General features: G+C 72.0%; 21 protein-coding genes. 14 read left to right on the top strand and 7 right to left on the bottom strand.

All coding sequences use genetic code 11. The annotated features are described in order from the left end of the window. Window positions 1-14 precede the first annotated feature (14 nt). The 9 genes from ABZU76_RS16550 to atzF all read left to right on the top strand — a co-directional run bounded on the left by ABZU76_RS16550 (window position 15) and on the right by atzF (window position 12861). Window positions 15-2063, top strand: a complete 2049-nt coding sequence (locus tag ABZU76_RS16550) for an acyltransferase family protein (protein WP_354869909.1) — start codon at window positions 15-17, stop codon at window positions 2061-2063. Between the two features lie 620 nt (window positions 2064-2683). Beyond that, a complete protein-coding gene (locus ABZU76_RS16545; protein WP_354869906.1) occupies window positions 2684-5338 on the top strand; it encodes an AAA family ATPase in 2655 nt (884 codons plus the stop codon). A 118-nt stretch (window positions 5339-5456) separates the two neighbouring features. Next, a complete protein-coding gene (rimO, locus tag ABZU76_RS16540; RefSeq protein WP_220242266.1) occupies window positions 5457-6905 on the top strand; it encodes a 30S ribosomal protein S12 methylthiotransferase RimO in 1449 nt (482 codons plus the stop codon). 110 nt (window positions 6906-7015) lie between these two features. Continuing rightward, window positions 7016-7618, top strand: coding sequence for a CDP-diacylglycerol--glycerol-3-phosphate 3-phosphatidyltransferase (pgsA, locus tag ABZU76_RS16535; RefSeq protein ID WP_354870073.1), 603 nt, complete (start codon window positions 7016-7018; stop codon window positions 7616-7618). Continuing rightward, entirely contained in the window at window positions 7618-8094 is a 477-nt protein-coding gene (locus ABZU76_RS16530) for a CinA family protein (protein WP_354869903.1), read from the top strand. The genes pgsA and ABZU76_RS16530 overlap by 1 nt, the downstream gene beginning before the upstream one ends. Window positions 8095-8193: 99 nt before the next feature. After that, a complete protein-coding gene (locus tag ABZU76_RS16525; protein ID WP_285965682.1) occupies window positions 8194-8664 on the top strand; it encodes a helix-turn-helix transcriptional regulator in 471 nt (156 codons plus the stop codon). A gap of 239 nt (window positions 8665-8903) precedes the next feature. Continuing rightward, window positions 8904-9749: a phage shock protein PspA gene (pspA, locus tag ABZU76_RS16520; protein WP_354869901.1), complete on the top strand. Its 846-nt coding sequence runs from the start codon at window positions 8904-8906 to the stop codon at window positions 9747-9749. Between the two features lie 35 nt (window positions 9750-9784). Next, window positions 9785-10768 carry a hypothetical protein gene (locus tag ABZU76_RS16515; RefSeq protein ID WP_354869898.1) on the top strand — a complete coding sequence of 328 codons (984 nt, stop codon included), beginning with the start codon at window positions 9785-9787 and terminating at the stop codon, window positions 10766-10768. Window positions 10769-11115: 347 nt separating this feature from the next. Next, complete coding sequence (atzF, locus tag ABZU76_RS16510; protein WP_354869895.1) at window positions 11116-12861, top strand: allophanate hydrolase; 1746 nt, start codon at window positions 11116-11118, stop codon at window positions 12859-12861. Here atzF and ABZU76_RS16505 read toward each other — a convergent pair. The 4 genes from ABZU76_RS16505 to ABZU76_RS16490 form a co-directional block, all read right to left on the bottom strand. Then, on the bottom strand, window positions 12830-13861 hold the full coding sequence (locus ABZU76_RS16505) for a quinone-dependent dihydroorotate dehydrogenase (protein WP_354869893.1): 1032 nt from the start codon (window positions 13859-13861) through the stop codon (window positions 12830-12832). The two genes, atzF and ABZU76_RS16505, sit on opposite strands and share 32 nt — an antisense overlap. 94 nt (window positions 13862-13955) lie before the next feature. Then, window positions 13956-14522, bottom strand: coding sequence for a GNAT family protein (locus tag ABZU76_RS16500; protein ID WP_354869891.1), 567 nt, complete (start codon window positions 14520-14522; stop codon window positions 13956-13958). A gap of 550 nt (window positions 14523-15072) precedes the next feature. Next, window positions 15073-15876 carry a DNA-formamidopyrimidine glycosylase family protein gene (locus ABZU76_RS16495; protein WP_354869889.1) on the bottom strand — a complete coding sequence of 268 codons (804 nt, stop codon included), beginning with the start codon at window positions 15874-15876 and terminating at the stop codon, window positions 15073-15075. Between the two features lie 3 nt (window positions 15877-15879). After that, complete coding sequence (locus tag ABZU76_RS16490) at window positions 15880-16752, bottom strand: ParA family protein (protein ID WP_354869887.1); 873 nt, start codon at window positions 16750-16752, stop codon at window positions 15880-15882. Between the two features lie 117 nt (window positions 16753-16869). On the opposite strand from ABZU76_RS16490, the gene ABZU76_RS16485 reads away from it, so the two are divergent. From ABZU76_RS16485 to ABZU76_RS16475, 3 genes are all read left to right on the top strand, one after another. Next, the gene (locus tag ABZU76_RS16485) at window positions 16870-17607 is read left to right on the top strand and encodes a methyltransferase domain-containing protein (protein WP_354869886.1); all 738 of its coding nucleotides are present in this window, start codon (window positions 16870-16872) and stop codon (window positions 17605-17607) included. Between the two features lie 103 nt (window positions 17608-17710). After that, window positions 17711-18928: a DNA polymerase IV gene (locus ABZU76_RS16480; RefSeq protein ID WP_354870071.1), complete on the top strand. Its 1218-nt coding sequence runs from the start codon at window positions 17711-17713 to the stop codon at window positions 18926-18928. Between the two features lie 256 nt (window positions 18929-19184). Beyond that, a complete protein-coding gene (locus ABZU76_RS16475; RefSeq protein WP_354869884.1) occupies window positions 19185-19592 on the top strand; it encodes a DUF3040 domain-containing protein in 408 nt (135 codons plus the stop codon). A 256-nt stretch (window positions 19593-19848) separates the two neighbouring features. Here the strand turns inward: ABZU76_RS16475 and ABZU76_RS16470 are convergent, their stop codons facing one another. The 3 genes from ABZU76_RS16470 to ABZU76_RS16460 are packed head-to-tail and all read right to left on the bottom strand — an operon-like array spanning window position 19849 to window position 24680. Next, window positions 19849-22419: a DUF3488 and transglutaminase-like domain-containing protein gene (locus ABZU76_RS16470; protein WP_354869881.1), complete on the bottom strand. Its 2571-nt coding sequence runs from the start codon at window positions 22417-22419 to the stop codon at window positions 19849-19851. After that, window positions 22416-23687 carry a DUF58 domain-containing protein gene (locus ABZU76_RS16465; RefSeq protein ID WP_354869879.1) on the bottom strand — a complete coding sequence of 424 codons (1272 nt, stop codon included), beginning with the start codon at window positions 23685-23687 and terminating at the stop codon, window positions 22416-22418. The genes ABZU76_RS16470 and ABZU76_RS16465 overlap by 4 nt, the downstream gene beginning before the upstream one ends. A 33-nt stretch (window positions 23688-23720) precedes the next feature. After that, window positions 23721-24680, bottom strand: coding sequence for a MoxR family ATPase (locus ABZU76_RS16460; RefSeq protein WP_255638198.1), 960 nt, complete (start codon window positions 24678-24680; stop codon window positions 23721-23723). A 389-nt stretch (window positions 24681-25069) separates the two neighbouring features. Between ABZU76_RS16460 and ABZU76_RS16455 the strand changes: the two genes are divergently transcribed. Further along, complete coding sequence (locus ABZU76_RS16455) at window positions 25070-25450, top strand: hypothetical protein (protein ID WP_354869876.1); 381 nt, start codon at window positions 25070-25072, stop codon at window positions 25448-25450. After that, window positions 25443-25988 carry a DUF3558 family protein gene (locus ABZU76_RS16450; protein ID WP_354869873.1) on the top strand — a complete coding sequence of 182 codons (546 nt, stop codon included), beginning with the start codon at window positions 25443-25445 and terminating at the stop codon, window positions 25986-25988. Before ABZU76_RS16455 ends, ABZU76_RS16450 begins: the two co-directional genes overlap by 8 nt. The last annotated feature ends 21 nt before the right edge of the window (window positions 25989-26009 follow it).

The following is a 26009-nucleotide window of genomic DNA, read 5'->3' as shown; positions in this document are numbered from 1 at the left end:
GGGGGAGGAAGCGCATGTCCGGGACCACCGTGGTCGCGCCTGAACGACCCGGTAAGCCTCCGGCGCCTGCTGCTGCGCAGAGCCGTTTCCGGCCCGAGCTGCAGGGCGTGCGAGCCCTCGCTTCGCTGCTGGTCGTGGTCTACCACGTGTGGCTCGACCGGATCTCCGGCGGCGTCGACGTGTTCTTCCTGGTGTCGGGCTTCCTGATCACCGGCCAGCTCTACCGCGCGCTGCTGCGCGGGAAGATCGAGCTGCGGCCGATGTGGGGCCGGATGATCAAGCGGCTCCTCCCTGCGGCGATGACCGTGCTGCTCACGGTGGTGGTCGTCTCCACGCTGCTGCTGCCCGAGGACCGCTGGTTCCAGACCATTCGCGAGGTCTTCGCCTCCGCGCTGTTCTACGAGAACTGGCAGCTGGCTGCCGACTCCGTCGACTACTTCGCCCAGCACAACAGCGCGAGCCTGGTCCAGCACTTCTGGTCGCTGTCGATCCAGGGCCAGTTCTACTTGCTGTGGCCGCTGGTCTTCGTCGCGCTCGGCTTCCTCGTGCGCCGCCTCGGGCTGTCGCTGCGCCACACCGTGAACACGCTGCTCATCACGCTGTTCGTGACTTCGCTGGCGTACTCGGTGTACCTCACCGCCGTCGACCAGCCGCTGGCCTACTTCCACGGCCTCACCCGCGTGTGGGAGTTCGCGCTCGGCGGCCTGATGGTGATGTTCCTCGACTCGTTCACGCTGCCGCGGGGCCTGCGCGTGGTGCTCGGCTGGATCGGCGTGGCCGGGTTGGTGCTGTGCGGCATCGTGCTGCGCGTCGACTCGGTGTTCCCCGGCTGGATCGCGCTGTGGCCGACGCTCTCGGCCGGGCTCGTGCTCGTGGCCGGCCAGACGAACACCGTTTTCGGCGCCGACCGCTGGCTCAGCTCGAAGCCGCTGGGCTACCTCGGCAACCTGAGCTTCTCGCTGTACCTGTGGCACTGGCCGGTGCTGGTGTTCTACCTGGTCGCGCGCGACCGCGCGGCCGTCGGCCTGCTCGGCGGCGCGGTGGTGATCGGCGCGTCGTTCGTGCTCTCGATCCTCACCTACCACTTCATCGAGAACCCGATCCGGCTGTCGAAGATCGGCACGGTGAAGCGCTGGGGCGCCTACCGGTTCGGCATTCTGGCGCTGGCGCCGGTGCTGATCGCGGCCGGTGTGTGGGGCACGTACACCTCGGCACAGGCCAACTACACGATCTCGCTCGCGGACGCCGACCACCCCGGAGCCGCCGCGCACGCACCCGGGTTCACCTACCGCGGTTCGGCGGAGCCCTCGATCGTGCCGCCGACGCTGAAGCTGCCCGAAGACTGGGCGGGCATCACCGACGACAAGTGCACGATGTCGCCGCGCAACGAGGAACTGAAGGTCTGCACGCAGAACCCCGAAGGCCCGCCGAAGAAGCGCGTGGTCCTCGTCGGCGACTCGCACATGCAGCAGTACATCGCCGCGTTCCTGCCGATGGTCCAGACCGAGGGCTGGGCCGTGACGTCGATGCTGAAGGGCGCCTGCCCGTTCTCCAGCAACGCCGACCTGATGCCCGGCGACCAGGCCTGCATGGACTGGAACAAGGCCGCGGCCGACGAGATCGTCGCGATGCACCCCGACGCCGTGGTCACCCTGGCGAGCGTGAACACCCACGCGGGCATCACCGAGACGACCCCGCCGGGCTTCGTGAACCAGTGGTCGGCAATGGACAAGGCCGGCATTCCCGTGGTGGCCTTGCGCGACAATCCGCGATTCGCGTTCAACATGGCCGCCTGTGTCGCGCAGCAGGGGCCGACCAACCCGGTGTGCGTGCTCGACCGCGACGCCGTGCAGCCGGCCACGCCGTCGTACACGAGCACGCGCGGCGTGCCGGGCAACGTGTCGTTCCTCGACTTCACGGATTACTTCTGCGACAAGGACACCTGCCCGCCGGTGGTCGGCAACGTGCTGGTGTACATGGACGACAACCACCTCACCGCCACATTCCTGACCACGCTGGCCCCCATCGCCGACAAGCAGATGAAGGCCGCCCTGAAGTGGTGATCGCCCCGGTTCCTTGATGCCCGTGTGCTGCGGCACCGGGAGATCGACAGGGGGAAGCGGGGGAGATGACGCGCGCGGGGTGGGACGCATTCCAGGCCGCCCAGGCCGAGGCTGCGGTGGGCCGGACGACGACGCTGGCCGGACCGGACGGCACTTCGTGGCTGCTGGTGCCGGGACAGCCGTGGCAGTGGTCACGACCGGGTGGTGCGTGGCAGTTCGGGGTGGTGCCGCCGGATCCGGCGTATCGGGCCGGGACGCGGATGATGCCGCCGAACGGCGGGCAGCCGGGCCTGGGACCTGGCGGCCGAGGTGGTCCGCGGGGACCGTTCGCGGCGCCGGCCGGACCTGGTGCTCCGGGCGGGCAAAACGCACGGCCGATGCCGCCCGGACCGCAACCCGCTCAGCCGGTCCAGACCGGTTTCCCGCCCGCGCCACCGCCCCAGTCCGGGCCGGTGCCCGCACAGTCGTGGCCGGGTCGGTCCGCGCCACCGCCGATGCCGGCACAGGCACCGCCGCTCCCGTCCGCGCCGGTGCCCGCTCAACCCGCGCCGCCGCAAAACGGTCCGGCCGGTCCTGTCGCGCCGCCGACGCCGGCGCGTCCGGCGGAAACCTCCGTCCGGGTGGAAAACCTGAGCGGCGGCGGGTTCGTCTCCGGTGACGAGCCGGCGGCCGAGTTCGTGCGCCGCGTGGTGCAGGTCGTCTCGTGGGCCGACCGCACGCGACACGGCCAGGGTGGCTCGGGTGAACCGCCGCCGCCGGAACCCGAGCGACCCCAGGGCAAGCAGGGCGGGCTCCTCGACGACCTCGCCCGCAACACCCGCTCGATGACCTTCGACCTGCTCGCCGCCGGCAACCGGGCCCGGGGCCGGAAAGAGCAGGAGCGCTACGAGCAGGCGTACGCCGAGTGGACCGTCGCGTACCAGGAATGGGAGCGGCGCAACGCTTCCGGCAACCGGCAGCCGAACCCGCTGGTGCTGCTCGTCGGCCAGCCGCACACGGGGCAGCGCCGGCTGTGGCGGTCGGTGCGCGACGGGCTCGGCGCGGCCGACGTCGGGTTCGAGGACTTCGTCACGGCCGGCGCGGCCGAGGTGCTGGGCGACGAAGACTCGGCCGGCGACGCGCTGCGCGGGTTTGTCTCGCGGCGCACCGACCCGGCGCTGGTCCTCGTCGAAGACCTCGACACGCTCCTGGACAAGGATCCGGCCGGTGTGTTGCGCGCGTTGCGGGACTACGCGCACGACCAAGGCAGCTGCCGCCTGCTCGTGCTCGCGGGCACCGAGCGCGTGGCCGAGCGGCTGCGCACCGAGGCACCGGACCTGGTTTCCGCCGTGCTGCAGTACCGGCTGCCGAAGTTCACCCGGCCCGCGCACGCGGCCGCGCTGCTGGACGTCGTCGCGGTCGAGCGCTCCTTTGTGCTGCCTCCGGACGTCCGCGACCGGCTGGCGCAGCTTGCGAACCTCTCCGCCGGCGCCCGCGGTGTCGAGGCGTTGCTGGACGCCGCCGGGCGGGAAGCCGTCGCGAGCGGTCCGTCGGCGGACGGCCGGATCCACCTGACGCAGCAGCACCTCGCGCCTCTCGTCGCCGCGGCCGAGCAGCGGAGCGGGCAGCCGATCGAGGAGCTGCTGGCCGAGCTGGACACGATGATCGGCCTCGACTCGGTGAAGCAGCGCGTGCGCGCGCTGGTCGCCGAGGCCCAGATCGACGCCCGGCGCCATGACGCGGGCCTGCCCGTGGCCAGCCGCAGCCGACACCTGGTGCTCACCGGAAACCCCGGCACGGCCAAGACGACCGTCGCGCGGCTGCTCGGCAAGATCTACCAGGCGCTGGGGACGCTGCCGAAGGGCCACGTCGTCGAGGTCGCGCGGCCGGACCTGGTCGGCGAGTACGTCGGCGAGACGTCGAAGAAGACCCGCGCCGTGTGCGAACGCGCGTCGGGCGGTGTGCTCTTCATCGACGAGGCCTACAGCCTCGCGCTGGACAAGGACGACGACTACGGTCGCGAAGCCGTCACCGAGATCCTGCTCCAGATGGAGAACCACCGCGACGACCTCGTCGTCTTCGCCGCCGGTTACCCGAAGGAGATGGACGGCTTCCTGGAGACGAACCCGGGTCTGCGCTCGCGGTTCGCCACCCGGATCGAGTTCCCCGACTACACCGCCGACGAGCTCGCCGGGATCTACCGCGTCCTCGCGCGAGGCCAGGGTTACGAGCTCTCCGACGACCTCCTCGCGGAACTGCCCGAGGCCATGCGCCGCATCCCGCGTGGGCGCGGCTTCGCCAACGGCCGCTCCGCCCGCGGCGTGCTGGAGTCGACGATCGGCAAGCAGTCGGCCCGGCTCGCGGCGCAGCCGGACACCCCGACGTCGGCACTGTCCACTTTGGTCGCCGCCGATCTGCCGGGCGCCGGGGAGTCCGGCGTCGCGGTCACGGACGACGCCGGACCCCGCCGTGGTCTCGACGACCTGCTGGCCGAGCTCGACGGCATGATCGGCCTCGACGCGGTCAAGCAACGCGTGCGCGCGCTCGTCGCCGGCGCGCGGCTGGACGCGCGGCGGCGCAAGGCCGGCCTGCCCGTCGGGGCGAGCAGCCGCCACCTCGTCTTCACCGGCAACCCGGGCACGGCGAAGACGACCGTCGCCCGGCTCATGGGGCGGCTGTACCGGGAGCTGGGGCTGCTGACGTCCGGGCACCTGGTCGAGGTCGCGCGGCCGGACCTGGTCGGGGAGTACCTCGGCCAGACCGCGCCCAAGACCCGCGAGGTGTGCGAACGCGCGCTCGGCGGCGTGCTGTTCATCGACGAGGCCTACGCCCTCGTGCAGACCTACGGCGGCGGCCACGCCGACTACGGCCAGGAAGCTATTGCCGAGCTGCTGGTCCAGATGGAGAACCACCGTGACGACCTGATCGTCATCGCCGCCGGCTACCCCGCCGACATGGACCGCTTCCTCGACGCCAACGCCGGCCTTCGCTCGCGCTTCGGCGGCACCGTCGAGTTCGCGGACTACTCCGACGAGCAGCTGGCCGCGATCTTCACGGCGATGACCACCCAGCGCGGCTACCGGCTCGCCCCCGACCTCACCGCGGCGCTGCCCGCGGTCATGGCCGGGATCGACCGCGGCAGCGGCTTCGCCAACGGCCGCTCGGCCCGCGGCTTGCTGGAGCAGGCGATCGCCGCGCAGGCACTGCGCCTCGCCGGCCCGGACGTCGACCTCGAGTCCGTCGACGACGCCGAACTGACGCTCCTGACACCGGCAGATCTGCCCGCGCACGGGTGACCTTCGGCGCGCCCCGCCGGTGGGGGAGCGGGAAAGCCCGCCCACCGGCGGGGCCGGGCCACCGCACTGGGTGACGCCGTCGCCGACCGGCGCGGGTGCGGCGGCTACCCTGAACGTCGTGCCTTCTCCCACCACTGAGCCAGCCCGCAGTCGTCGTGTCTCCCTCGTGACCCTGGGCTGCGCCCGCAACGAGGTCGACTCCGAGGAGCTGGCCGGACGGCTCGCGGCCGGGGGCTGGGAGCTGGCGGCGGACCCCGAGGACTCCGACGTGGTCGTGGTGAACACGTGCGGCTTCGTGGAGTCGGCGAAGAAGGACTCGGTCGACACGCTGCTCGCCGCGTCCGACACCGGCCGCAAGGTCGTGGCCGTCGGGTGCATGGCGGAGCGCTACGGCACGGAGCTGGCCGAAAGCCTGCCCGAGGCCGACGCCGTGCTCGGGTTCGACCACTACGCCGAGCTGTCCGACCGCCTCGACGACGTCGTGGCCGGTCGCACGGTCGCGTCGCACACGCCGTCGGACCGGCGCAAGCTGCTGCCGATCAGCCCGGTGCAGCGGCCCGCGGCCGCGGAGGCCGTGGAGGTCCCCGGGCACGCCCAGCACGGCTGGGGCCCGCGCGTGCTGCGCACCCGGCTCGACGATTCGCCCGTGGCGGCGCTGAAGATCGCGTCGGGCTGCGACCGGCGCTGCTCGTTCTGCGCGATCCCGTCGTTCCGCGGTTCGTTCGTTTCGCGCCAGCCGGAGGAGATCGTCGCAGAGGCACAGTGGCTCGCCGAGAACGGCGTGAAGGAACTGTTCCTCGTCAGCGAGAACTCCACCTCCTACGGCAAGGACTTCGGCCGGGACGGCACGCGCGCCCTCGAGCTGCTGCTGCCGCGCCTGGCCGAGGTCGAGGGCATCGACCGCGTGCGCGTGTCCTACCTGCAGCCCGCCGAGACGCGCCCGCAGCTGGTGAAGGCCATCGCGACCACGCCGGGCGTCGCCGACTACTTCGACCTGTCCTTCCAGCACTCGAGCGAGCAGGTGCTGCGCCGGATGCGCCGGTTCGGGTCCACCGACTCGTTCCTCGCGCTCACCGAGCAGATCCGCGAGTACGCGCCGGAGGCCGGGATCCGCACCAACGTGATCGTCGGCTTCCCCGGCGAGACCGAGGACGACCTCGCGGAGCTCGAACGCTTCCTCACCGGCGCGCGCCTCGACGCCGTCGGTGTGTTCGGCTACTCCGACGAGGACGGCACGGAGGCCGAGACCTTCGACGGCAAGCTCGACCCCGCCGTGGTCACCGAGCGCGTCACCCGGATCTCGGCGCTGGTCGAAGAGCTCACCGCCCAGCGGGCCGAGGATCGCATCGGCACGTTCGTGGACGTGCTGGTGGAGCAGGAGGCCGAGGACGGCGAAGACGCCGTCGGCCGTGCCGCCCACCAGGCGCCCGAGGTCGACGGTGAGTGCGTGATCCTCGAAGACCCGGACCGCGCCGCCGTCGAGGTGGGCGATCTGGTGCGCTGCGAGGTCGTCGACTCCGCCGGGGTCGACCTGATCGTCCGCCCGGTGCCGGACGCGGACCGGTGAGTGCCGCACCCAGCGACGCCGGCGAGGGCATGACCCGCGCCGCGCAGGCGTCGTCCCAGGGAGCGGCCCCCCAGACCCACGAGGTGCCTGCTGAAACGGGGGCCGCCCGCATGCCCGAGCCTGCCGTACCCGAACCGACGCCCGTCCCGACGCTGAACGTCGCGAACCTGCTCACGCTCTCGCGGCTGGTGCTGGTGCCGCTGTTCGTCCTCGCGCTCTTCGCCGGCGACGGCGTGGACACCACGTGGCGCGCGATCGCCACGGGCCTGTTCGTCATCGCCTCGGCCACCGACCAGGTCGACGGGTGGGTCGCCCGCAAGTACGGCCTGATCACCGACTTCGGCAAGATCGCCGACCCCATCGCGGACAAGGCGCTCATCGGCGCCGCGCTCGTCGGGCTCAGCGTGCTCGGCGAGCTGCCGTGGTGGGTCACGATCGTGATCGCGGTCAGGGAGATAGGCGTCACACTTCTGCGCTTCTGGGTGATTCGTCACGGTGTGATCCCGGCGAGCCGCGGCGGTAAGGCCAAGACGATGACGCAGATCCTGGCCATCGTCGTCTACCTGCTGCCGCTGCCGCTGCCGGCCGGGGCGGACGCGGTGCGCTGGGTGCTGATGGGGCTCGCCGTCCTGCTGACCGTGGTCACCGGTGTCGACTACCTGATCCGCGCCATCCGCCTGCGCGCGGCGGGCCGCCGGGCGACGGGCGCTTGATGGCGGAGCTCGACGAGGCGGCCGCGCAGCTGGTGGCCGTCCTGACTCGGCGCGGGGAGACCGTGGCCACGGCCGAGTCGCTGACCGCCGGGCTGGTGTGCGCCACCGTCGCCCGCATCCCGGGCGCGAGCGTGGTGCTGCGCGGCGGGCTCGTCGTGTACGCCACGGAGCTGAAAGTCGCGCTGGCGGGCGTCGACGAGAAGTTGCTGGCCGAGCACGGCGCCGTGCACCCCGAGGTGGCGGCGCAGCTGGCCGACGGAGCGCGCGAGCGGTGCGGCGCCACGTGGGGCCTCGGGCTGACCGGCGTCGCCGGCCCGACCGCCCAGGACGGGGTGCCTCCGGGCACCGTGCACATCGGTCTCAGCGGGCCGTCGACGCGGATCGTCCGTACCCTGGCGGAGACCGGTGACCGGGACATGATCAGGACCGCGTCGGTGCGTTCGGCGTTTTCCCTGCTCGGGGAACATCTACACTGAAGGGGGCGTTCGCCCTTGGCGGACGCACGTGTCAAGTCCTGCGCTCGGGGCACCGCTCTGGGTAACGTAGGAGGCACCAGTTCGGGAAGGAGGCGCGTGATGACCGTGCTGTTGCGTGAGGCGATCGGTGATCGGCTCCGTCATGCCCGCACCAACCAGCGTCGGACGCTGCGTGACATCTCCCGCGCCGCCAGGGTGAGCCTCGGCTACCTGTCCGAGGTCGAGCGTGGTCAGAAAGAGGCCTCCAGCGAGCTGCTGGCTTCCATCTGCGACGCCCTGGACCTTCCGCTCGGCGAGTTGCTCCACAAGGTCGCGGCAGACGTGACGGCCCTCGAGTCGGTGGAGGTGGCTCCGGTCGACGAGCGCGTGGTCGACGGTGCCCCGAGGGAGACCGTGCCGGCGGAGCGGGAAGCCACCGCGTCGGCGAGCGGGTTCGAAGGCGGCCGCCTGGTCTCCGAGCTGGTCGGCGACGACCTGTCCGACCTGCGGCTTTCGCCCGCTCCGCGGATGAACACCCAGCTGCGGACCACGATCGGCGCGCCGAAGCTCGCGTCCACGATCGCCGCCTAGGAACGCGCAGAGAAACGCTTCGTACGCGTACGGCCCCGGGTTGTGACCCCGGGGCCGTACGCGTATCCACAGAATCGATCAGGGTCGTCCCTGAATTCCCCCGGGGTCGCCTGGAACGGCAGGGGCTGACCTGACACGATGGAACCCAACGCCGGGGTCGGGACGTTGTGAACTAGGGGAGCGACGCCCCACCTCGAGACACACAGGGCCCGTGGGACGCAAGAAGGCAGGCGGAGGAGATGGCCAACCCGTTCGTGAAGTTCTGGAAGTACCTCATGGCGTCGTTCTCGTCGAAAATCGACGAGCACGCCGACCCGAAGGTGCAGATCCAGCAGGCCATCGAGGAGGCACAGCGCAACCACCAGGCGCTGACGCAGCAGGCCGCCTCCGTGATCGGCAACCAGCGTCAGCTGGAGATGAAGCTCAACCGGCAGCTCGGCGAGGTCGAGAAGCTGCAGGCGTCGACCCGGCAGGCCTTGGTGCTCGCCGACGAGGCCCGCGGCAAGGGCGACGAGCAGAAGGCGACCGAGTTCGAGACGGCGGCGGAGAGCTTCGCCGCGCAGCTCGTCACGGCCGAGCAGAGCATCGAAGACCTCAAGACGCTGCACGACCAGTCGCTGCAGGCGGCGGCCCAGGCCAAGAAGGCCGTGGAACGCAACGCCACGATGCTGCAGCAGAAGCTGGCCGAGCGCACCAAGCTGCTCTCGCAGCTGGAGCAGGCCAAGATGCAGGAGCAGGTCTCCGCGTCGCTGAACCAGATGAGCCAGCTGGCCGCGCCGGGCAACACGCCGTCGCTGGAAGAGGTTCGCGACAAGATCGAGAAGCGCTACACCACCGCGCTGGGCCAGGCCGAGCTGGCGCAGAACTCGGTGCAGGGCCGCATGCTCGAGGTGCAGGAGTCCGCCACGCAGATGGCGGGCCACTCGCGCCTGGAGCAGATCCGCGCGTCGATGCGTGGTGACTCGGTCGCGCAGGTCACCGACGGTGGCGGCGCCGCGAAGTCGGCCGGCACGGCGGGCGCCGCGGACATCCAGCGTGAGATCCAGGCCCGCGTGCAGGCCGAGCAGGGCAAGAACCCGGCCTGACCGCCGGACGCGAGGACGACTTCCGGGGGTAGGGCATGGCCGGCAGCAGCGGACGGCGGGACTTCAACGAGTTCAACGCCAAGCTCGAGAAGCACATCGAGAAGCTGCCGGAGTACGCCCAGCGTGCCCAGGAGAAGCTGCAGCGGTACTTCCCGCCGGCCGATGAGGCCGGCGGGAAGCCCGCCGCGAGGCCGTCCTCGCCGAAACGTCCCGCGCCGCCCGTGGTGCGCCGGACCGCCATGCCCACCGCGTTCGCGCAGGTGGCCGGTCAGGTCCCGGCCGTCGCTGAGGCGCGCGCGAAGTGGCAGCGGTGGAACGAACCCGCGGCCAAGCACCAGCGGCGCATCACCCGCACCTCGCGGGTGCTCACGTTGTGGCTGCTCATCACGATCTTCCTTGGGGTCCTGACCGTGCTCGCCGGCACCGGCCTGATGGGCGCCGGCGGCACCGACGTGGCCCAGACCGTGCTCGCGGGCTTCGGCACAGTCGTGTTCGGCACGTTCAGCGTGCGGACCGGCCTGAAGCTGCGTCAGCTGAAGAAACTCGAACTCCCCGAGGCGAGCAGCGCGGCCCCGCCGCCGCTGCCCCCGGCCGCCTCGGCCGCCCGTGAACCGATGGAACGGCTGGCGGAGTCGGAAGCCTCCCTCGGGGAACTGCTGCGGCAGCTGTCCGTGCCCACCTCGCTGGGCACCACCGCCGTCCCCGAGGTCTCCGTGGCCGACGCCCGTGCCACGGCCCAGGAAGCGGCCCGCGCCCTGCGTGGTCTGGCCGCCCGCATCCAGGCCATCGAACGCGGCCGCAACTCCGCCCCCGAACGTGAGCGCGGCGCACTGGACGCGGCCGTGGCGAAGCTGCGCGAGCAGCTGGACGACGGCATCGAAGGCTTCGGCAGCCTGGTCGCCGCGGCGGGACGCGCGGTCGCGGCCAGCAGCGACGGCATGGGCACGTCCAAGCAGGCGCTGACCGACGCGACCGACCACCTCGCAGGGCTCGCGTTGGCGTTGCGGGACCTGTCCTAGGGGCCGCCACGCGGTTCGGCGGATTTTCCGCGGGTGATTTTTCCCGCGTGTACGGATTCCCATGCGGTGACCGGGTGCTGTGTGCGGCACCGGAACGAGCCGGATGGCGCAGTTTGGGTTTCCGGTCGGCCTAGTCCTCGTCACCCCGCGCCGACGGTGGGTGAGTGTCCCCGAATACCGAAACAATGGCGTAATCCGAAACAGCTGGTTACGGAAACGCGTGCGGTTTAACGTTTTTCTCATGAAGTCAGTGGTGGCACCCGCCAGGATCAGCGCCGTGGCCTGAGGTTCCGCGGCGCCGGTCGTACACAGTGGACTCATCCGTTCCGTCGAGGAAAGGACCCTCCGTGACCACGCTCCCGCCCGAACCGGAACCCGTGCCCGTCCCGCCGCCCAGCTCGCACCAGCGGGTGGTGGCCGCGTTCGAACGCCTCGCGCAAGTCGACCGCCCCGAGCTGTGGATCAGCCTCCGCACGCTGGAAGAGGTGCTGGTCGACGCGAAGGCCGTCGACGAGCGCGTCCGCGCCGGGGAGGACCTCCCGCTGGCCGGGACCGTCGTCGCGGTCACGGACCTCATCGACGTCGCCGGGCTGCCCACCACCGCGGGGTGCCCGGGTTTTTCTCAGGTGCCCGTGACCAGCGCCACGGCGGTCACGCGGCTCACCGGCGCGGGTGCCGTGGTGCTGGGCAAGACGAACCTCGATCAATTCGCCTCCGGGCTGGCCGGCACGCGCAGCCCGTACGGCGCGGTGGCTTCGGCCGGCGACCCCCAGAAGGTCGCGGGTGGGTCCAGCAGCGGTTCTGCCGTGGCCGTCGCGCTCGGGATCGCCGACCTCGCGCTCGGTACTGACACCGCCGGCTCCGGCCGGGTGCCCGCGGCGCTGAACGCCGTCGTCGGCCTCAAACCGACCCTCGGGCTCGTGCCGAGGACCGGGGTTTTCCCGGCGTCGCCGTCGTTCGACTGCGTTTCGGTGTTCGCGAGCAGCCTCAAGCTCGGTCAGCGCGCGCTCGCCGCGCTGACCGGCGCGGACGGCCAGGACGCGTCCGTACGCGAGTGGCCCGCCGACGTCCGCCTCGGCGCGGGGGAGCGGCCGCGGGTCGCGATCCCCGACGTCGCCGGGCTCGCCGCGTTGTCCGGACCGGCGAGGCGCGCTCTCGGCGTGGCCGTGGCGTCGCTGGAAGCGTCCGGCGCCGTGATCGAGCCAATCGATCTCGGCGTGTTCTTCGAAGCCGGGGAGCTGCTCTCCGGCAGCGCGCTGGTGGCCGAGCGCTTCGCGTCGGCCGGAGACGTGCTGGCCGGGAAACCGGAAGGCGCCGATCCGACGGTCGCCGGACTCGTCGCCGCGGCGGGCACCCACCTCGCGCACGAGCTCGCCGACGCCCACGGCCAGGTCGCCCGGTTGCGCGCGGCGGCCCGCGAAGCGCTCGGCGAGTGCGACGCGCTGCTGCTGCCCACCGTGCCCGACCACCCGGACCTCGGCGAGGCGCTGGCCGATCCGCTCGGCGTGAGCGCGCGGCTGGGGACGTACAGCGCGTTCGTGAACGTCCTCGACCTCGCCGCCGTGACCGTGCCGGTCTCGCCGGGGGACCAGCGGCCGTTCGGCGTCACGATCGCCGTGCGGGCGTTCGAGGACCAGATCGCGCTCGACCTCGCCGCAGTGCTCACCGGGGAGCAGGCGAGCGAGCCGTACCCGGCCGAAGGGGTCGACCTGGTCGTGTTCGGCGCGCACCTGCGCGGCCAGCCGCTGCACGACGAACTGCGGGGCGCGCGGTTCGTGACGCCGGTCCAGACCGCCGAGCGGTACCGCATGGTGTTGCTCGACACCGAACCACCACAGCCCGGCGTGATCCCCGGCAGCGGCGCGCTGGACGGCGAACTCTGGCGGCTTTCGCCGGCGGGCTTCGGCCGGTTCGCCGCGGCACTGCCGGAGCCGTTCGTGCTCGGGCACGTGGAGCTGGAGGACGGCAGCACGCCGCTCGCGGTGCTGTGCCCACCGGCCGCCACAGGCGACGCGCCGAACCTCGACCGGTACGAATCGTGGCGCGGCTACCTGCGGTTCGTCAGCACGGCCGGCCTGCGATCCCCCGGCTGACGCGGCGCACCAGCGCCGGTCCGTGCAGTGCGAAGCCGGTGTAGAGCTGCACGAGGCTGGCGCCGGCGTCGAGCAGCCGGCTCGCGTCGTCGGGGCCGAGGATGCCGCCGACGCCGATGATCGGCAGCTTGCCTTCGGTGCGCTCGTGGACGAAGCGGACGACTTCGAGCGAGCGCGCCGTGAGCGGACGGCCGGACAGGCCGCCGGCCTCGGTGGCGAGGTGGGCTTCGGCCGCGGCGACGCCGTCGCGCGAGAGCGTGGTGTTGGTGGCGATGAGCCCCGCGACGCCGTGGCCGAGGCACACCTCGAGCAGCTCCGCGAGCGCCTCGTCCGTGAGGTCAGGCGCGACCTTCACCAGCAGCGGCGTGTCCCCGCCCAGCTCGGCGGACGTCTTGCGCAGCTCGGCGAGCAGCTCGCCCAGCGCGGCCTTGTCCTGCAACGCGCGCAACCCCGGGGTGTTGGGCGAGCTGACGTTGATCGCGAAGTAGTCGGCGTACGGGTGCAGCACGCGCAGCGAGAAGCGGTAGTCGGCCACGGCCTCGTCGAGCGGGGTCACCTTGGACTTGCCGATGCTGATCCCCAGTGGCACGCGGGGCTTGCCCTGCGCGGCGAGCCGGCGGGCCAGGGCTTCGGCGCCGTCGTTGTTGAAACCCATCCGGTTGATCACGGCGTCGCTCTCGGGGAGGCTGAACAGCCGCGGCTTCGGGTTGCCCGGCTGCGCGTGCCGAGTGACGGTGCCGACCTCGACGAACCCGAACCCCAGCGCCGGCCACGCCGTGAGCGCGCGCCCGTTCTTGTCCATGCCCGCGGCCAGCCCCACGCGGTTCGGGAACCGCAGCCCCAGCACGGTCACCGGGTCGTCGGTGCCGTAGACGCGCCCGAGCGGCCCGAGCGCGGGCCCCACGCGGCTCAGCAGCCGCACGGTGCGCTCGTGCACCAGCTCGGGATCGTGGTAGGCCAGCCGGTACAGCCCGGGGCGGGCGATCTTCTCGAAGAGCACGCGCCCATGCTGCCTCATCGGCTCCGGAGCGGCGCCCGGAACCCAGCTCGCCTGTGGCGCCGGTCGCCGTCGGACCCGCCGGCCACGACACCGGTCAGCCGGTGGCGCCTTCTTTCCACTCGTCTTCGAGCATGGCGTAGACCAGCTCGTCGGTCCACTCGCCCTTGACGATCTCGTTTTCCTTCAGGTGCGCTTCCTTGCGCATCCCGAGGCGTTCCATCAGGGCGCTCGACGCGCTGTTGCGGCCGTCGCAACGCCCCACGACGCGGTGCAGGCCCAGGTCCTCGAACCCGAGGCGCAGCAGCTCCTTCGTGGCCTCCAGCGCGAGGCCGCGGCCGTGGTGGTCGGGGTGGAAGACGAACCCGATCTCGCCCTGACGGTGCTCGGAGCTGAGGTACTCGAGGTTCAGGTCGCCGATCAGCTGGCCGGTCTCGGCGAGCTCGACCGCGACGGCGAGGAACTGGCCCTCCTGGGTCAGCGAGGAGCTGTGCACGCGCTTCGCGAGGGCGGCGGCGGATTCGGCCCGGCTGCGTGGTCCCCAGTAGAGGTAGCGGGCGACGTCGGCCCGGGACTGGAAGGAGTTCAGCGCGTCGAGGTCCTCGAGCTTGAACGGGCGCAGGAGCAACCGTTCCGTCGTGATCGGGTAGTCGGGCCTGAGCATGCCGTTCAGGCTAGCCACATACGGCCGTTCGGGGTATGCGCTCGTGCCGATCGATCGGCGAGGAACGGGGATCAATCGCCGGACGGTCGCCCAGCGGGGCCCGGCGGCGAGATCTCGTATATGAAGGGGTGCTCCCGGGGTGCCTCTCGGACGCCGTCAAACGTCCGAGTCCAAGCCGGACCGGTGCTCGAAAGCCCCGGGAGCCCGGTGACTGCCTGGTATTCGCTATCAGGCAAACACGCGAAGCAGGCGATGAGCCGAAGGTGGCTCAGGTTGTATCGCTGCTCAAAGTCCCTACGCGTGCCATCCGCTAGCGGACAGCCACCTCACGAGTCCTGTGAGAATACAACTTAGGACCACCTCCTCTCTCGTGTAAGACCACGCTAACCGCGAATGCCGGTGCCCGGCAACATCATTTGGGCGAACTCACGGTTGCCTGCCTGGGATGTCCGAATCCGTTCGCCCGCCGCGAACAGTGGCCGGCGGGCAGGGTTGGCGGACAAGAGCCGGCGGGCACGGTCGGTTTCGCGGCCTTGCCCGGTCCGTCGGTTCAGTCCACCGGGCGCGGACCGGGCTGGCAGCGCGGGCAGAACCACGTGGGCCGCCGGTGGACGCCTTCCCCCTGGTCGTGGACCTCGACCCGGCCGCCGCAGCGGAAACAGCCCTGGCGCGTGCGCTCGTAGACCCAGTTGCGCCGGCCGCGGCCGAGGTCGCCGGTGGTCACCTGCTCGTGGCGCCACGCGTTGGCCAGCAGCAGCTTCCGGGCCAGCGCCACGACCCTCCGGGTGTCCACTTCGGACACCGGCGTCCACGGTGACACCTTGAGCAGGTGGCAGATCTCGACTTTGTACAAGTTGCCGACGCCTGCCATCACGCGCTGGTCGAGCAGTGCGTCACCCAGCTCGCGGTCCGGCTGCGCGGCCAATGCAGCCGCGGCTTTCTCGGCATGCTCTTCGCTCCACTGTGGATCGAGGAGGTCGGGACCGAGGTGGGCGACGAGGTCGTGTTCCGCCGTCGTGGGCACGAGTTTCAGGTCGTGGACGCGGAAGCCGATCGCCTGCACGTCGGCGGTAGCCAGGATCACGCGCGCGTGGTGGGCCGGGGTGCGCCAGCGGCCGTCGGCGGGATAGATGTCCCAGCTGCCGTCCATGCGCAGATGGCTGTGGAGCGTGAGGTCGCCGGAGAAACGTGTGAACAGGTGCTTGCCGACCGTCCCGACGCCGAGCACGGCACGGCCCGAAAGGTCCACAGTGGCCAGTGCGGGATGGCGGAACTCCCCGCGTACCAGTGTCTTCCCGGCCAGCGCCTTGTCGAACAGCTTGCCGGTCAGGAAGACGGTGTCGCCCTCGGGCACGGCTCAGCCCGCGGCGTCGGGCACGGCCGCCGACGGCTCGGCGGTGGTCTCGAGGGCCTCGCCCTCGTCGCCGCGCACGCGGTGGCGCCCGGCGCGGTTGGACCGCAGGATCTTGGCCAGCACCATGTTGAACGTCAGCGCGATCTCCTGGGCGCCGGGGGAGTGCCACTCGTGGATCGGGCTGCACGCGCCCTGCGCCTGCTGCACGGCCAGCCGGTCGGGGATCGCCGTGGGCATCACCAGTGAGCCGAAGTTCTCACGCAGCTCGGCGACGCGGAACTGGTGCTCGTAGGAGCGCACGCGCAGCTTGTTGACCAGTACGCCGATCGGGCGCAGACCCGGGTTGCTCTCCTCCCGGATGCGCTCGATGGCCTCCAGCGCGCGCTGGGCGCCCGCCACGGCGTACATCGTGGGCTCGGTGACGATCAGTGCGCTGTCGGCCGCCACGAGGGCGGACTTCGTCAGCCGGCCGAGTGACGGCGGGCAGTCGATGACCACGAGCTCGTACGGCTCTTCGCGCAGCGGGTTCTGGTGCAGCTCGTCGAGCGCGCGCGAGAGGTTCTCCAGGCGCCGGCCGTCGGAGTCGGGCTCGTTGAGCAGCTCCAGCTCCTCGGTGCCGACCAGCACGTCGACCTCGTCGCTCCACACGCTGGGCGCGATCGCGCGTTCGAGGACCGCCCGTACGGGGGTCTCGAGGACGTCGGCGAGCGTCGCGTCGGTGTAGGGCGGGTCGAGCGAGGTGGTGGCGTTGCCCTGCGGGTCGAGGTCGGCCACGAGCGTGCGGGTACCCCTACGCAGAGCGGCCGACGCGATACCGAGCGCTACCGTCGTTTTACCGACGCCACCCTTGAGGCTGAGAACGGCGACCGTGTGCACTCGGCACAGCCTACGGGCCGCGGGCGGGGCGGGTCGCGAGGAAGGTGCCGAACACCTCTTCCGGGCAGGCCCGGGTGACGGCGGGTGACCGGCAGGCGGGCACTACCCTGTCCGACTATGAAGACGGACACCGTGGCGGCCCGGGGTTCGGGCGCCGTTCGCCGGGCGCTCGAGGCGGAGCTGCGGGCTGCCCGCGCCCGCGGCGTGGAGCAGCCCTCCGTCGTCGACGTCGGCGGCGGCAGTGGCGGCTGGGCGGTGCCGTTCGCGTCGGCGGGCTGCCTCGTGACCGTGGTCGAGCCCAATCCCAACGCGCTGGCGACGCTTCGTCGGCGCGCCGAGGAGGAGGGCGTCTCGCACCGGATCACGGTGATCGCGGACGACTCCGACGCCCTCGGCGCCCACGTCGAGGCCGGTTCGGCCGACCTCGTTCTCGCCCACGGCCTGCTAGAGGTCGTCGACGACCCGGCGGTGGCGCTCGCCGCGCTGGCCGCGGCCGTCGCACCCGGCGGGGCGCTGTCCGTGCTCGTGGCCAACCGCAACGCGGCCGTGCTGCACCGCGCGCTGGCCGGCCGGATCGCCGAGGCCCAGCGGCTGCTCGACGGCACCGACGGTGTGGTGCCCGGCGGGCGCGACACCGTGCTGCGCCGTTTCGACAGCGCCGGCCTGACCGATCTGCTGGCGGCGGCGGGCCTCGAGGTGACGCTGCTGCAGGGCGACCGCGTGATCGCCGACGTCGTGCCCGGCGAGGTGCGCGAGGACGAGCTGGCGGAGTTCGAACTTGCGGCGGCCGCGGTGCCGGCGTTGCGCGACGTGGCCGGGCGGCTGCACGCGATGGCACGGCCCGCGCAGGTCTGAACCTGCGATCTTCCGGCGCTGAGCAGGGCGTTCCCGGAATTGTCGGAGGTCCCCGGTAGCGTCGGTTCCCGTGGGGAGCAGAAACGCCGAACTGCCCAGTGGCATGGCCCGCTACCGCGTCACCACGGGTGCCGAGACCCTGCCGGACGACACCGGCTGCGGGATCCTGCACGTGGACATGGATGCGTTCTTCGTGTCGTGCGAACTGAGGACCCGGCCTGAGCTGGTGGACAAACCCGTCGTGGTGTCCGGCGGCGGGCCGCGGTCGGTGGTGGCCGCGGCCAACTACCCGGCGCGCACGTACGGCGTGCAGTCGGCGATGCCGTTTTCCACGGCGAAACGGCTGTGCCCGCACCTGATCTGCATCACGCCCACGTCGGGGCTCTACGGCGAGGTCTCGCGGCAGGTGATGGACATCTTCCGCGAGCTGACGCCGCTCGTGGAGCCGCTGAGCCTCGACGAGGCGTTCCTGGACGTGAGCGGGGCGTTGCGGCGGCTGGGGGCCACGCCCGCGCGGCTGGGCGCGCGGATCCGTTCGCGGGTGCAGGCCGAGCACGGGATCACGTGCTCGGTGGGCGTCGCGAAGGTCAAGTTCGTCGCGAAGCTCGCGTCGGGGATGGCGAAGCCCGACGGGATGGTCGTGGTGCCGGCGGCCGAGACGCTGGCGTTCCTGCACCCGTTGCCGGTCTCGGCGCTGTGGGGCGTGGGGAAGCGCACCGAGGAGCAGCTGCGGGGGCAGGCGCTGCACACGATCGCCGACGTCGCCGCCGCGCCGCCCGCGCGGCTGCGGCGGTCGCTGGGCAACGCGATGGGGGAGCACCTGTGGGCGCTCGCCAACGGGCACGACGACCGCGCCGTGGTCCCCGAGGCGGCGGAGAAGTCGATCGGGGCGGAGCGGACGTTCGACGTCGACCTGCACAGCCGCGACGAGCTCGGGCTGGAGCTGCTGCGGCTGTCCGAACGGGTCGGCGCGACCCTGCGGGCGCGCGGGCTGCGCGGGCGCACGGTGTCGATCAAGGTCCGCTTCGCCGACTTCACCACGATCACCCGGGCGCGCACGCTGTACGCGGCCACGGATGTCGCGCGCGACATCCACCGGACGGCGGTCGAGCTGCTGGCCGAGCACGCGCCCACGGGGGCCGTGCGGCTGATCGGCGTGCGCGTGGAGGGCCTCGACACGGGCGAGGGCGGAGAGCAGCTCCAGTTCGCCTCCGCCGAGCCGCGCTGGCGCGACGCGGAAGTGGCCGCCGACGTGGCGAGGTCGAAGTTCGGGTCGGCCGCGGTGCGCCCGGCGTCGTTGCTGACGCCCCGCGAGACGTGAACTCCGTGGCCCATTGTGTTGTCTATTGTATCGTCTATTGTGTCGCTCGTTGTACCGTCACCGGGCCGTCGTGACCCAGTGTCAACCCACGTCAGTCGTGATTTCCCCCAATTCGATCCCTTCTGGATGCGGGATCGGGTAGTCGGACGCGCGTGGGGCTCGTATCCTGGACAGTGCGGCCCCGCCTGGGGCCGGCAGTTGGGTCCAGAACGTTGCGCGGCCCGGCGCCCGCGACAGCTGTGCCGGAGGAGGAAAGATGCCACTCTCCGAGCATGAGCAGCGGCTGCTCGATCAGATCGAGCGCGAGCTCTATGCCGAGGACCCCAAGTTCGCATCCACGGTGCGTGGCACCCGGTTGCGCCGCCCCGCCCGTCGACGGCGCATCCAAGGGATCGCGCTGTTCGTGGTAGGGGTAGCGCTCCTGGTGCTCGGCGTGGTGGTGCCCGTGCTGCGGGTCGCCGACATCCCGTTGATCAGCGTGCTGGGGTTCCTCGTGATGTTCTTCGGGGTCATGTTGGCGGTCACGTCGATACGTCACGGCGACAGCGGCGGAGGCGGCAAAGACTCCGGCCGCGGCGGTGGCGGCGGCAAGGGAGCGGGCGGCAAGAGCTCGTTCACGCAACGCATGGAAGAGCGCTTCCGCCAGCGCTTCGAGGAGCAGTAGCTCCCTTCGGCGACGTCGTGGGATCCGCGCTTCACCCGGCTGGGGTGGAGCGCGGATTCTCGTGTGCGCGGGTCCAGTCGAAGCTGCCACGGCACGGGCGATGTCCGAGGCCTGTTCGATCGTGCACCAGCGGGTGACTCTCCGGGCCCGGGCTACGCGTGCTGGGCCGGATCGTCGTACCCCTCCCGGCTGACCCAGGACAAGCGCCGGCCCCGGTCGTCAGGGTCGACGAGCCGGGGCCGGGAACCGCGTCAGGTCAGGAGTGGCGCCGCAGGATCGACTTCGGGAACAGCCGCCCCCGCCAGGACAGGGGGGCCGTCGTACGCAGGCTGTGGCGGAGGCTGTCGAAGGCCGGGGCCAGTTCCGGGTCCGCCGTGGTCGCGCCGCTGTACCAAGTGCGCTCGACGGCGCCGATCACCGTGCGCAGGCTGTCGCGGCCGGAGTCGTCGAGGTGGTGGCGCTCGGCGATCTTCTGACCGGCCACGCGGACGGTGTCGCTGTCGGCCAGCGGGAGGCCGCGGTCGGCGCACTCGGCCTTGAGCTCGCGCCACGCCGCGTCTGCGGAGCCGGGGGCGTGGGTGACGATCGCCTGGAGGTGGCGGCGACGGGTGAAGTCGCGCAGGGCCGCTGGGCCGCCGAAGCCGACCAGGAGCAGCACGACGATCACGGCGAACCACCAAGCCACGAGACCGGCCAGGAAACCCAGCGCGGCAACGAGGAGCACGCCGCCCGCCAAGGGCAGCCACAGGGCGACCTGGCTGGCGCGCGCGGCCGCGGGAGCCGGGGCGTGGACCAGGACGTCGCCATCCGGGACGGCGCCGGGCGGCAGGCCCGGAGTCGCGGTACCCGGAGCGGGCGGCCGCCGCCGCAGGACGTACGCCGTGACCACCGCCGCGGCGCCCAGGACGGCGAGCACGGCGGCGAGGATCGCGAGCCAGCCGTCGTTCGATTCGGCGGTGGCCGTGGTGGTCGGGGTGGCCTCGTTCTGGCCCTTGTCGAGTGGCGACTGCGTGGACGGGGAGTTGGAGCGCGGCGCGGTGGGCAGATCGTCGGTGGCGTCGGGCTGCTGGGAGTTCTGGTTGTTCTGCTGCAGGTACGACGGGACGATGCCGCGGCCGTCGGCGAGCGGTGTCGGGTCGAAGCTGACCCAGCCCTTGTCGCCGAAGTACGCCTCGACCCACGCGTGGGCGTCCTGCGAGCTGATCGACTGGTAGTCACCCTTCGGCACGCCCGGTGTGAAGCCGATGGCCACCCGCGCGGGGATGTGGGCGACGCGCAGCATCACGGCCATCGCCGACGCGTACTGCTCGCAGTAGCCGCGCTTGCCGTTGAGGATGAAGTCGGCCAGTGCGTCCGCGTCAGTGGCGTCCGCGGTCTTCGTGTCGTACACGAAACCGTTCTGCGCACTGAAGAACTGCCACAGCGCGGTGGCTTTGTCGAAATTGTCGGTCTTGCCCGCGATGAGCTGGTTGGTCTTCGCGACGACCCGTGGGTCCACTCGGCCGATCTGCGAGTAGAACGCCGGCACCTCGTCGGACTTCGGATCGGTGCCCCTCAGCTCGGCGGCCGTCGGTTCCTTCAGCGACGCGACCTCGGTGTAGGTCGGCGCGGACTCGCTCTTCGTGGTGAAGACGGCGCCACTGACCCGGTCGTACAGCCACTGTGGCGAAAGCCCGCGCAGCGCGCGCGGCGCACCGTAGACGGGCAGCCAGTTGTCCACCCACTGCGTGGGCTGGATCTGGATCTGCCGCGACACGCCGGTGCCGTCGTCGCCGGGCGCCGCGGGCAGCGTGCTGTTGGCGAGCACGCCCGTCTGCGCCTGGCCGCCGCCGCGCAGGCCCCAGCCCTGGTTGGGCGTGTACGTGTCGAGCGTGAACGCCCGCAGGTACCGCCGGTCGTTGCCGAGGCCGCGGACCTGGAACAGCTCGGCGTTCTGACCCTGGTCGAGCAGGCCGCGCAGCTGCGTGAACGGCGCGACGCCGAACCCGCCACTGCCGTCCCCGCCCGCGCCCGAGCCGGCGCCGAAGGGGATCTTCCCGACGGTGCCCACCCACGTGATCCCGCCGCCGAGCAGACCGAGCACGACGGCCGCGCTCACCACGGCCACGGGCGCCTGCAACGCTCGCGCGCGCCCGCCCGAGCCCGGCGCCTCACGGTTGCGCCAGCGCCGGTGCCGGTGGTTGCCGTCGAGGGCGAGCAGGCACGCGAACGCGGCCGCGCCGAGCAGGAACGTCCACCACGGCAGCATTTCGTCGGACAGCGCCGCCGGCACCGCATACACGCACAGGAGGACCAGACCGGTCGCCGCCGGTGCCGCGGCGGCCACCGCGAGCGTGTCGACGAGCACCGCGACCAGCCCGATCGCGATCGTCACCAGGCAGAGGATCGGCTGCGTGCCCTCGACCGGCGGCAGCCCGGTGCGGATCTGCTCGGCCGACGCCGCGAGCGTCGCCTGCAGCTCCCCGAACGCCGTCGGCCCCGGGATGATCTTGAGGATGCCCTGCGTGGTGAACGCGCCCGTGACCAGGAACAGCAGCACCACGAGCTGGCCGAGACCGACCAGCACGGTCGGCGCGCGCAGCGAGCGCAACGCCAGGCCGGTCGACGCGATCAGGATGACCGCCACGAACAGGTAACCGAACCACGCCCACCCGGAGACGACGCCGGTGAGCGACGTGGCCGCGCACAGCGTCGCGATGCCCGCGGCGACCGGCGGCAGGATCCCGCTCGACCACACCGGCGGTGGCGCGGCCGGCTGCGGGGTCGGCGTGTGCGGGATCGGCGGGGGAGCCTGGGAAACGGGCGGACGGGGTGCCGTCGTGGTCATCGCGCACCGCCGATCAGGGCGCCGCGGTGGGCACCCGTGCGGCACAGCTCGGCCCACGCCTGCGGCATCTGCGTCTGCGGGCCGGCGATCACGACGCCCCAGCCGTTCGCGCGCAGCAGCTCGGCGGCGTCCTTCGTGGCCGCGGCCTGATGGTCGGACGAGCCGGACCCGGCCCAGCTCGGCGTGTCCAGCAGCACCGCGAGGCTGCGCACTCCGCGTGGGCGGTAGCGGGCCAGCTCGTGCACCGACTCCGCGCTGACCGTGCCGAGCACCGCGATGAGCTCCTGTCCTTCGGCCGGGTCGTGCCCGAGCGTCACGTCGCGCTGGTGCGCGGGCTGCAGCCCGGCCAGCGCGTCGAGCACCACGTTGTCGTAGCCTTCGCCGCCTTCACCCGGGGTGTCGGCGAGCGTGATGCCGTGTTCGGTGACCAGGCGGACGCGGTGGCCGGAACGGCGCAGGTGCAGCGCGACCGAAGCCGCGAACGACACCGCCCACTCGAGACTCGCCGTGGGACCCGTGCCGTGGTGGGCGGCGGCGCGGTGGTCGACCAGCACGGTCGTGCCGCCCCGCCACGGCCGTTCCTCCACGCGCACCATGACCTCGTCACGGCGAGCGGTGGAGCGCCAGTGGACCTTCCGCATGTCGTCGCCGGTGCGGTAGTGGCGCACGATCACGTCGGGCTCACCCTGCCCGGCGTGCAGGCGCACGGTGCCGTCGTCGCCCGCGCCGACCCCGGCGCCGCCGGGCAGCCCCCACAGACCGACGACGCGGGGCACCACCACGAGCCGCGAATGCCCGATCAGCTCGCGTTCGAACTCGCACAACCCGAACGGGTCGGTGATCGTCGCGCGCAAGGGCCCCACCTGCTGGATACCGCGCAGCAATGGCTGCAGCGGGTAGCGCAGCAGCACTCGGCGGTCGTGCGGCAGCCGCTCGACCACGAACCGCGGCTTCGAGCCCAGCGCGTACGGCACGCCGTCCTCGAGCAGGACCTCGCCGCCCGGGAGCCGGCCGCTGCGCCACAGCTCGAGGTGCACCTCGCCGCTCGCGCCGACGGCCACGCGCTCCGGCCGCAGCGCCCGCGTGGCGCCGAGCCTCAGCCGGGTCGCCGAGATGAACGCCGCGACCAGCAGCGGCAGCGCCACCACGAAGACGGCGACGCGCAGCAAATCACGCTCGTTGAGCACCAGCGAGCACACGGCCGCGGCGATCCCCGCGGCCAGAAGGCAGCGGCCACGGGTGGTGAGGCCGGACAGTGCACGCAGCATGCGGTTCTCGGATTCGGGTAAGGGGATCGCCGGTCAGCGGGTGCCGGTGGAGCCCTGGGGGACGGGGACGCGGTGCAGCACAGCGCGGACCACGTCGGTCGCCGAGCGGCGGGCGGCGTGCGCCTCGGTGGTGAGCACGAGCCGGTGCGCCAGCACGGGCACGGCGACCGTGTGCAGGTCGTCCGGCACCACGTACTCGCGGCCCGACAGCGCCGCCTGCGCCCGCGCGGCGCGGACCAGGTGCAGCGTCGCGCGCGGCGAAGCGCCCAGCCGGATCTCCGGCACCTGCCGCGTCGCGGAGACCAGGTCCACGGCGTAGCGGCGGACCTCGGGCGCCATGTGCACCGCGCGCACGGTCTCGATGAGGCGCTGCACGGTGGCGCCGTCGGACACCGCCGACAGCTCGGCCAGCGGGTTGTGGCCCGCGTGCTCGTCGACCATGGCCAGCTCGGCCTGCTGGTCGGGGTAGCCGATCGACACCCGCGCGGTGAAGCGGTCGCGCTGGGCCTCGGGCAGGGCGTAGGTGCCCTCCATCTCGATCGGGTTCTGCGTGGCGATCACCATGAACGGCGCGCCGAGCAGGTACGTGCTCGTGTCGACCGTGACCTGGTGTTCTTCCATGCACTCGAGCAGCGCCGACTGCGTCTTCGGCGAGGCGCGATTGATCTCGTCGCCCACCACGATGTTCGCGAACACCGGGCCGGGCCGAAACTCGAACTCGCCGGTCTGGCGGTTGTAGATCGACACGCCCGTGACGTCGCTCGGCAGCAGGTCGGGGGTGAACTGCACGCGGCTCACGGTGCAGTCGATCGACCGCGCGAGCGCCTTGGCCAGCGAGGTCTTGCCGACGCCCGGCACGTCCTCCACGAGCAGGTGACCCTCGGCGAGGAGGGTCACCAGCGCGATCCGGATGACGTCGGGCTTGCCGACCAGTACGCGTTCGACGTTGGCGGCGATCCGGCGGGCCGTGTCGTGCAGCTCGTCGAGGGACACTCTCGGGGCGTACCCGTTGCCTCGCCCGTTCGGGGCATCCGCCGAGGGGTAGGGCGGCTGCCCGGCCCCGCCGCCCTGCGGTCCGGCAGGGGTGGCGGACTGGATTCTCGACGTCACTCGTCCTCCTGGTGGCGCATGGCTGTGCGGCTTCCACCGGCTCCGCCGGGTCGCTCGCTGTCCACGCAGCGATCAGCCTTCCATCCAGTGTGTCAAACTCGGGCGAACTCGGCGCCGGAACCCCGCGAACGGCCGCCGATGACTCTCCGGTAATGCCCTCCGTCCACCGTTCGGGTGTACGGAGCCGCATTTTCGGGTGCTCCCGCTGACGGACTGCTCTCACGTATGCTCCGAATCCGAGGTCGCTCGACTACGGAGAGGCGTAACCGCTCATGAGCGAGGTGGGGGCCGCACCGCTGCCCGACGTGCCGGGCCTGACGAGTTCGGGATCCGGCTCCGGCCGGTTCGCGGTGGCGCCGGAGCTGGCGACGGCCACCTACACGAAGCTCGGCGAGCTGCAGGACGTGGTGGGCGAGATGGTCCGCGAAGCCAACGTCCTGGGGCGATCGGTGCCGCTTGGCAGCGGGTACGCCGGTGAGGTCGGCACATTCATGGCGCAGTACGGCTTCGGCCGAGACGGGTCGGCGGTCGCGCAGCTGATCGCGTTCGGCAAGCAGATCGAGAACCTCAAGGAACGCATCGAGAGCGCGTTGAAAAAGTACCAGCGCGAGGACGACGCGGCGGCCGACGGCGTGGACTGCGCCGGTGGCTGAGCCCGTGCGCAAGCTCCTGCTGCTCGTGCCGGTCGTCCCGGCCCTCGTCGTGCTCGCCGCGTGCGGCCGCCCGGTGACCCCGAAGGCGGTCGCGGCCGACGGCGGCCCGGAACCCGCGCCGTCGAGCGAGGCCCACGTGACGTTGGCCGACCTGGACCCGTGCGCGCTGCTCTCGCCGAGCGACCGCTCGAGCGCGGGGCTCACCGAGCTGGGCAAGCCGAAGACGATCGGCGAGGCGCGCGCGTGCGACTGGACCGTGCCCTCGACGTTCGGCGTCACGGTCACGCTCGACGAGACCGCCGGGCTCGCCAACCTCGACGTCTCCCACGGCACCCGCACCAAGAAGAAGGTCGGCGCGCACCAGGCACTGCAGGTGGCGGACAAGAAGGCCGCCGCCGGCACGTGCGCCGTGCTGCTCGGCGTCGGCGACTCCGCGAGCGTGCAGGTGGACGTGAGCAACGCGAGCTTCTCCGACACCACGCTGGCGTGCTCCCGCGCGACGACCGTCGCCGGGCTGGTCGAGCCGAAGCTGCCCTGAGCTGTTCCCGATCCCGTCAAC

Origin of the sequence: Amycolatopsis sp. NPDC005232, assembly GCF_040607795.1 — a bacterium.
In the GTDB taxonomy this organism is placed as follows: domain Bacteria; phylum Actinomycetota; class Actinomycetes; order Mycobacteriales; family Pseudonocardiaceae; genus Amycolatopsis.
The sequence above is the reverse complement of the archived record's forward strand: the minus strand, read 5'-3'. Positions and strand labels throughout refer to the sequence as shown.

Bases quoted from the DNA above. Each gene is read 5' to 3' on its own strand.
- ABZU76_RS16465 (WP_354869879.1), bottom strand. From the start codon at position 23,687: ATGCTGCGTGCACTGTCCGGCCTCACCACCCGTGGCCGCTGCCTTCTG.
- ABZU76_RS16485 (WP_354869886.1), top strand. From the start codon at position 16,870: ATGAAGACGGACACCGTGGCGGCCCGGGGTTCGGGCGCCGTTCGCCGG.
- ABZU76_RS16470 (WP_354869881.1), bottom strand. From the start codon at position 22,419: ATGACCACGACGGCACCCCGTCCGCCCGTTTCCCAGGCTCCCCCGCCG.
- ABZU76_RS16525 (WP_285965682.1), top strand. From the start codon at position 8,194: ATGACCGTGCTGTTGCGTGAGGCGATCGGTGATCGGCTCCGTCATGCC.
- ABZU76_RS16530 (WP_354869903.1), top strand. From the start codon at position 7,618: ATGGCGGAGCTCGACGAGGCGGCCGCGCAGCTGGTGGCCGTCCTGACT.
- ABZU76_RS16475 (WP_354869884.1), top strand. From the start codon at position 19,185: ATGCCACTCTCCGAGCATGAGCAGCGGCTGCTCGATCAGATCGAGCGC.
- pspA (WP_354869901.1), top strand. From the start codon at position 8,904: ATGGCCAACCCGTTCGTGAAGTTCTGGAAGTACCTCATGGCGTCGTTC.
- ABZU76_RS16500 (WP_354869891.1), bottom strand. From the start codon at position 14,522: ATGCTCAGGCCCGACTACCCGATCACGACGGAACGGTTGCTCCTGCGC.
- ABZU76_RS16550 (WP_354869909.1), top strand. From the start codon at position 15: ATGTCCGGGACCACCGTGGTCGCGCCTGAACGACCCGGTAAGCCTCCG.
- pgsA (WP_354870073.1), top strand. From the start codon at position 7,016: ATGCCCGAGCCTGCCGTACCCGAACCGACGCCCGTCCCGACGCTGAAC.
- ABZU76_RS16455 (WP_354869876.1), top strand. From the start codon at position 25,070: ATGAGCGAGGTGGGGGCCGCACCGCTGCCCGACGTGCCGGGCCTGACG.
- ABZU76_RS16515 (WP_354869898.1), top strand. From the start codon at position 9,785: ATGGCCGGCAGCAGCGGACGGCGGGACTTCAACGAGTTCAACGCCAAG.
- ABZU76_RS16480 (WP_354870071.1), top strand. From the start codon at position 17,711: ATGGCCCGCTACCGCGTCACCACGGGTGCCGAGACCCTGCCGGACGAC.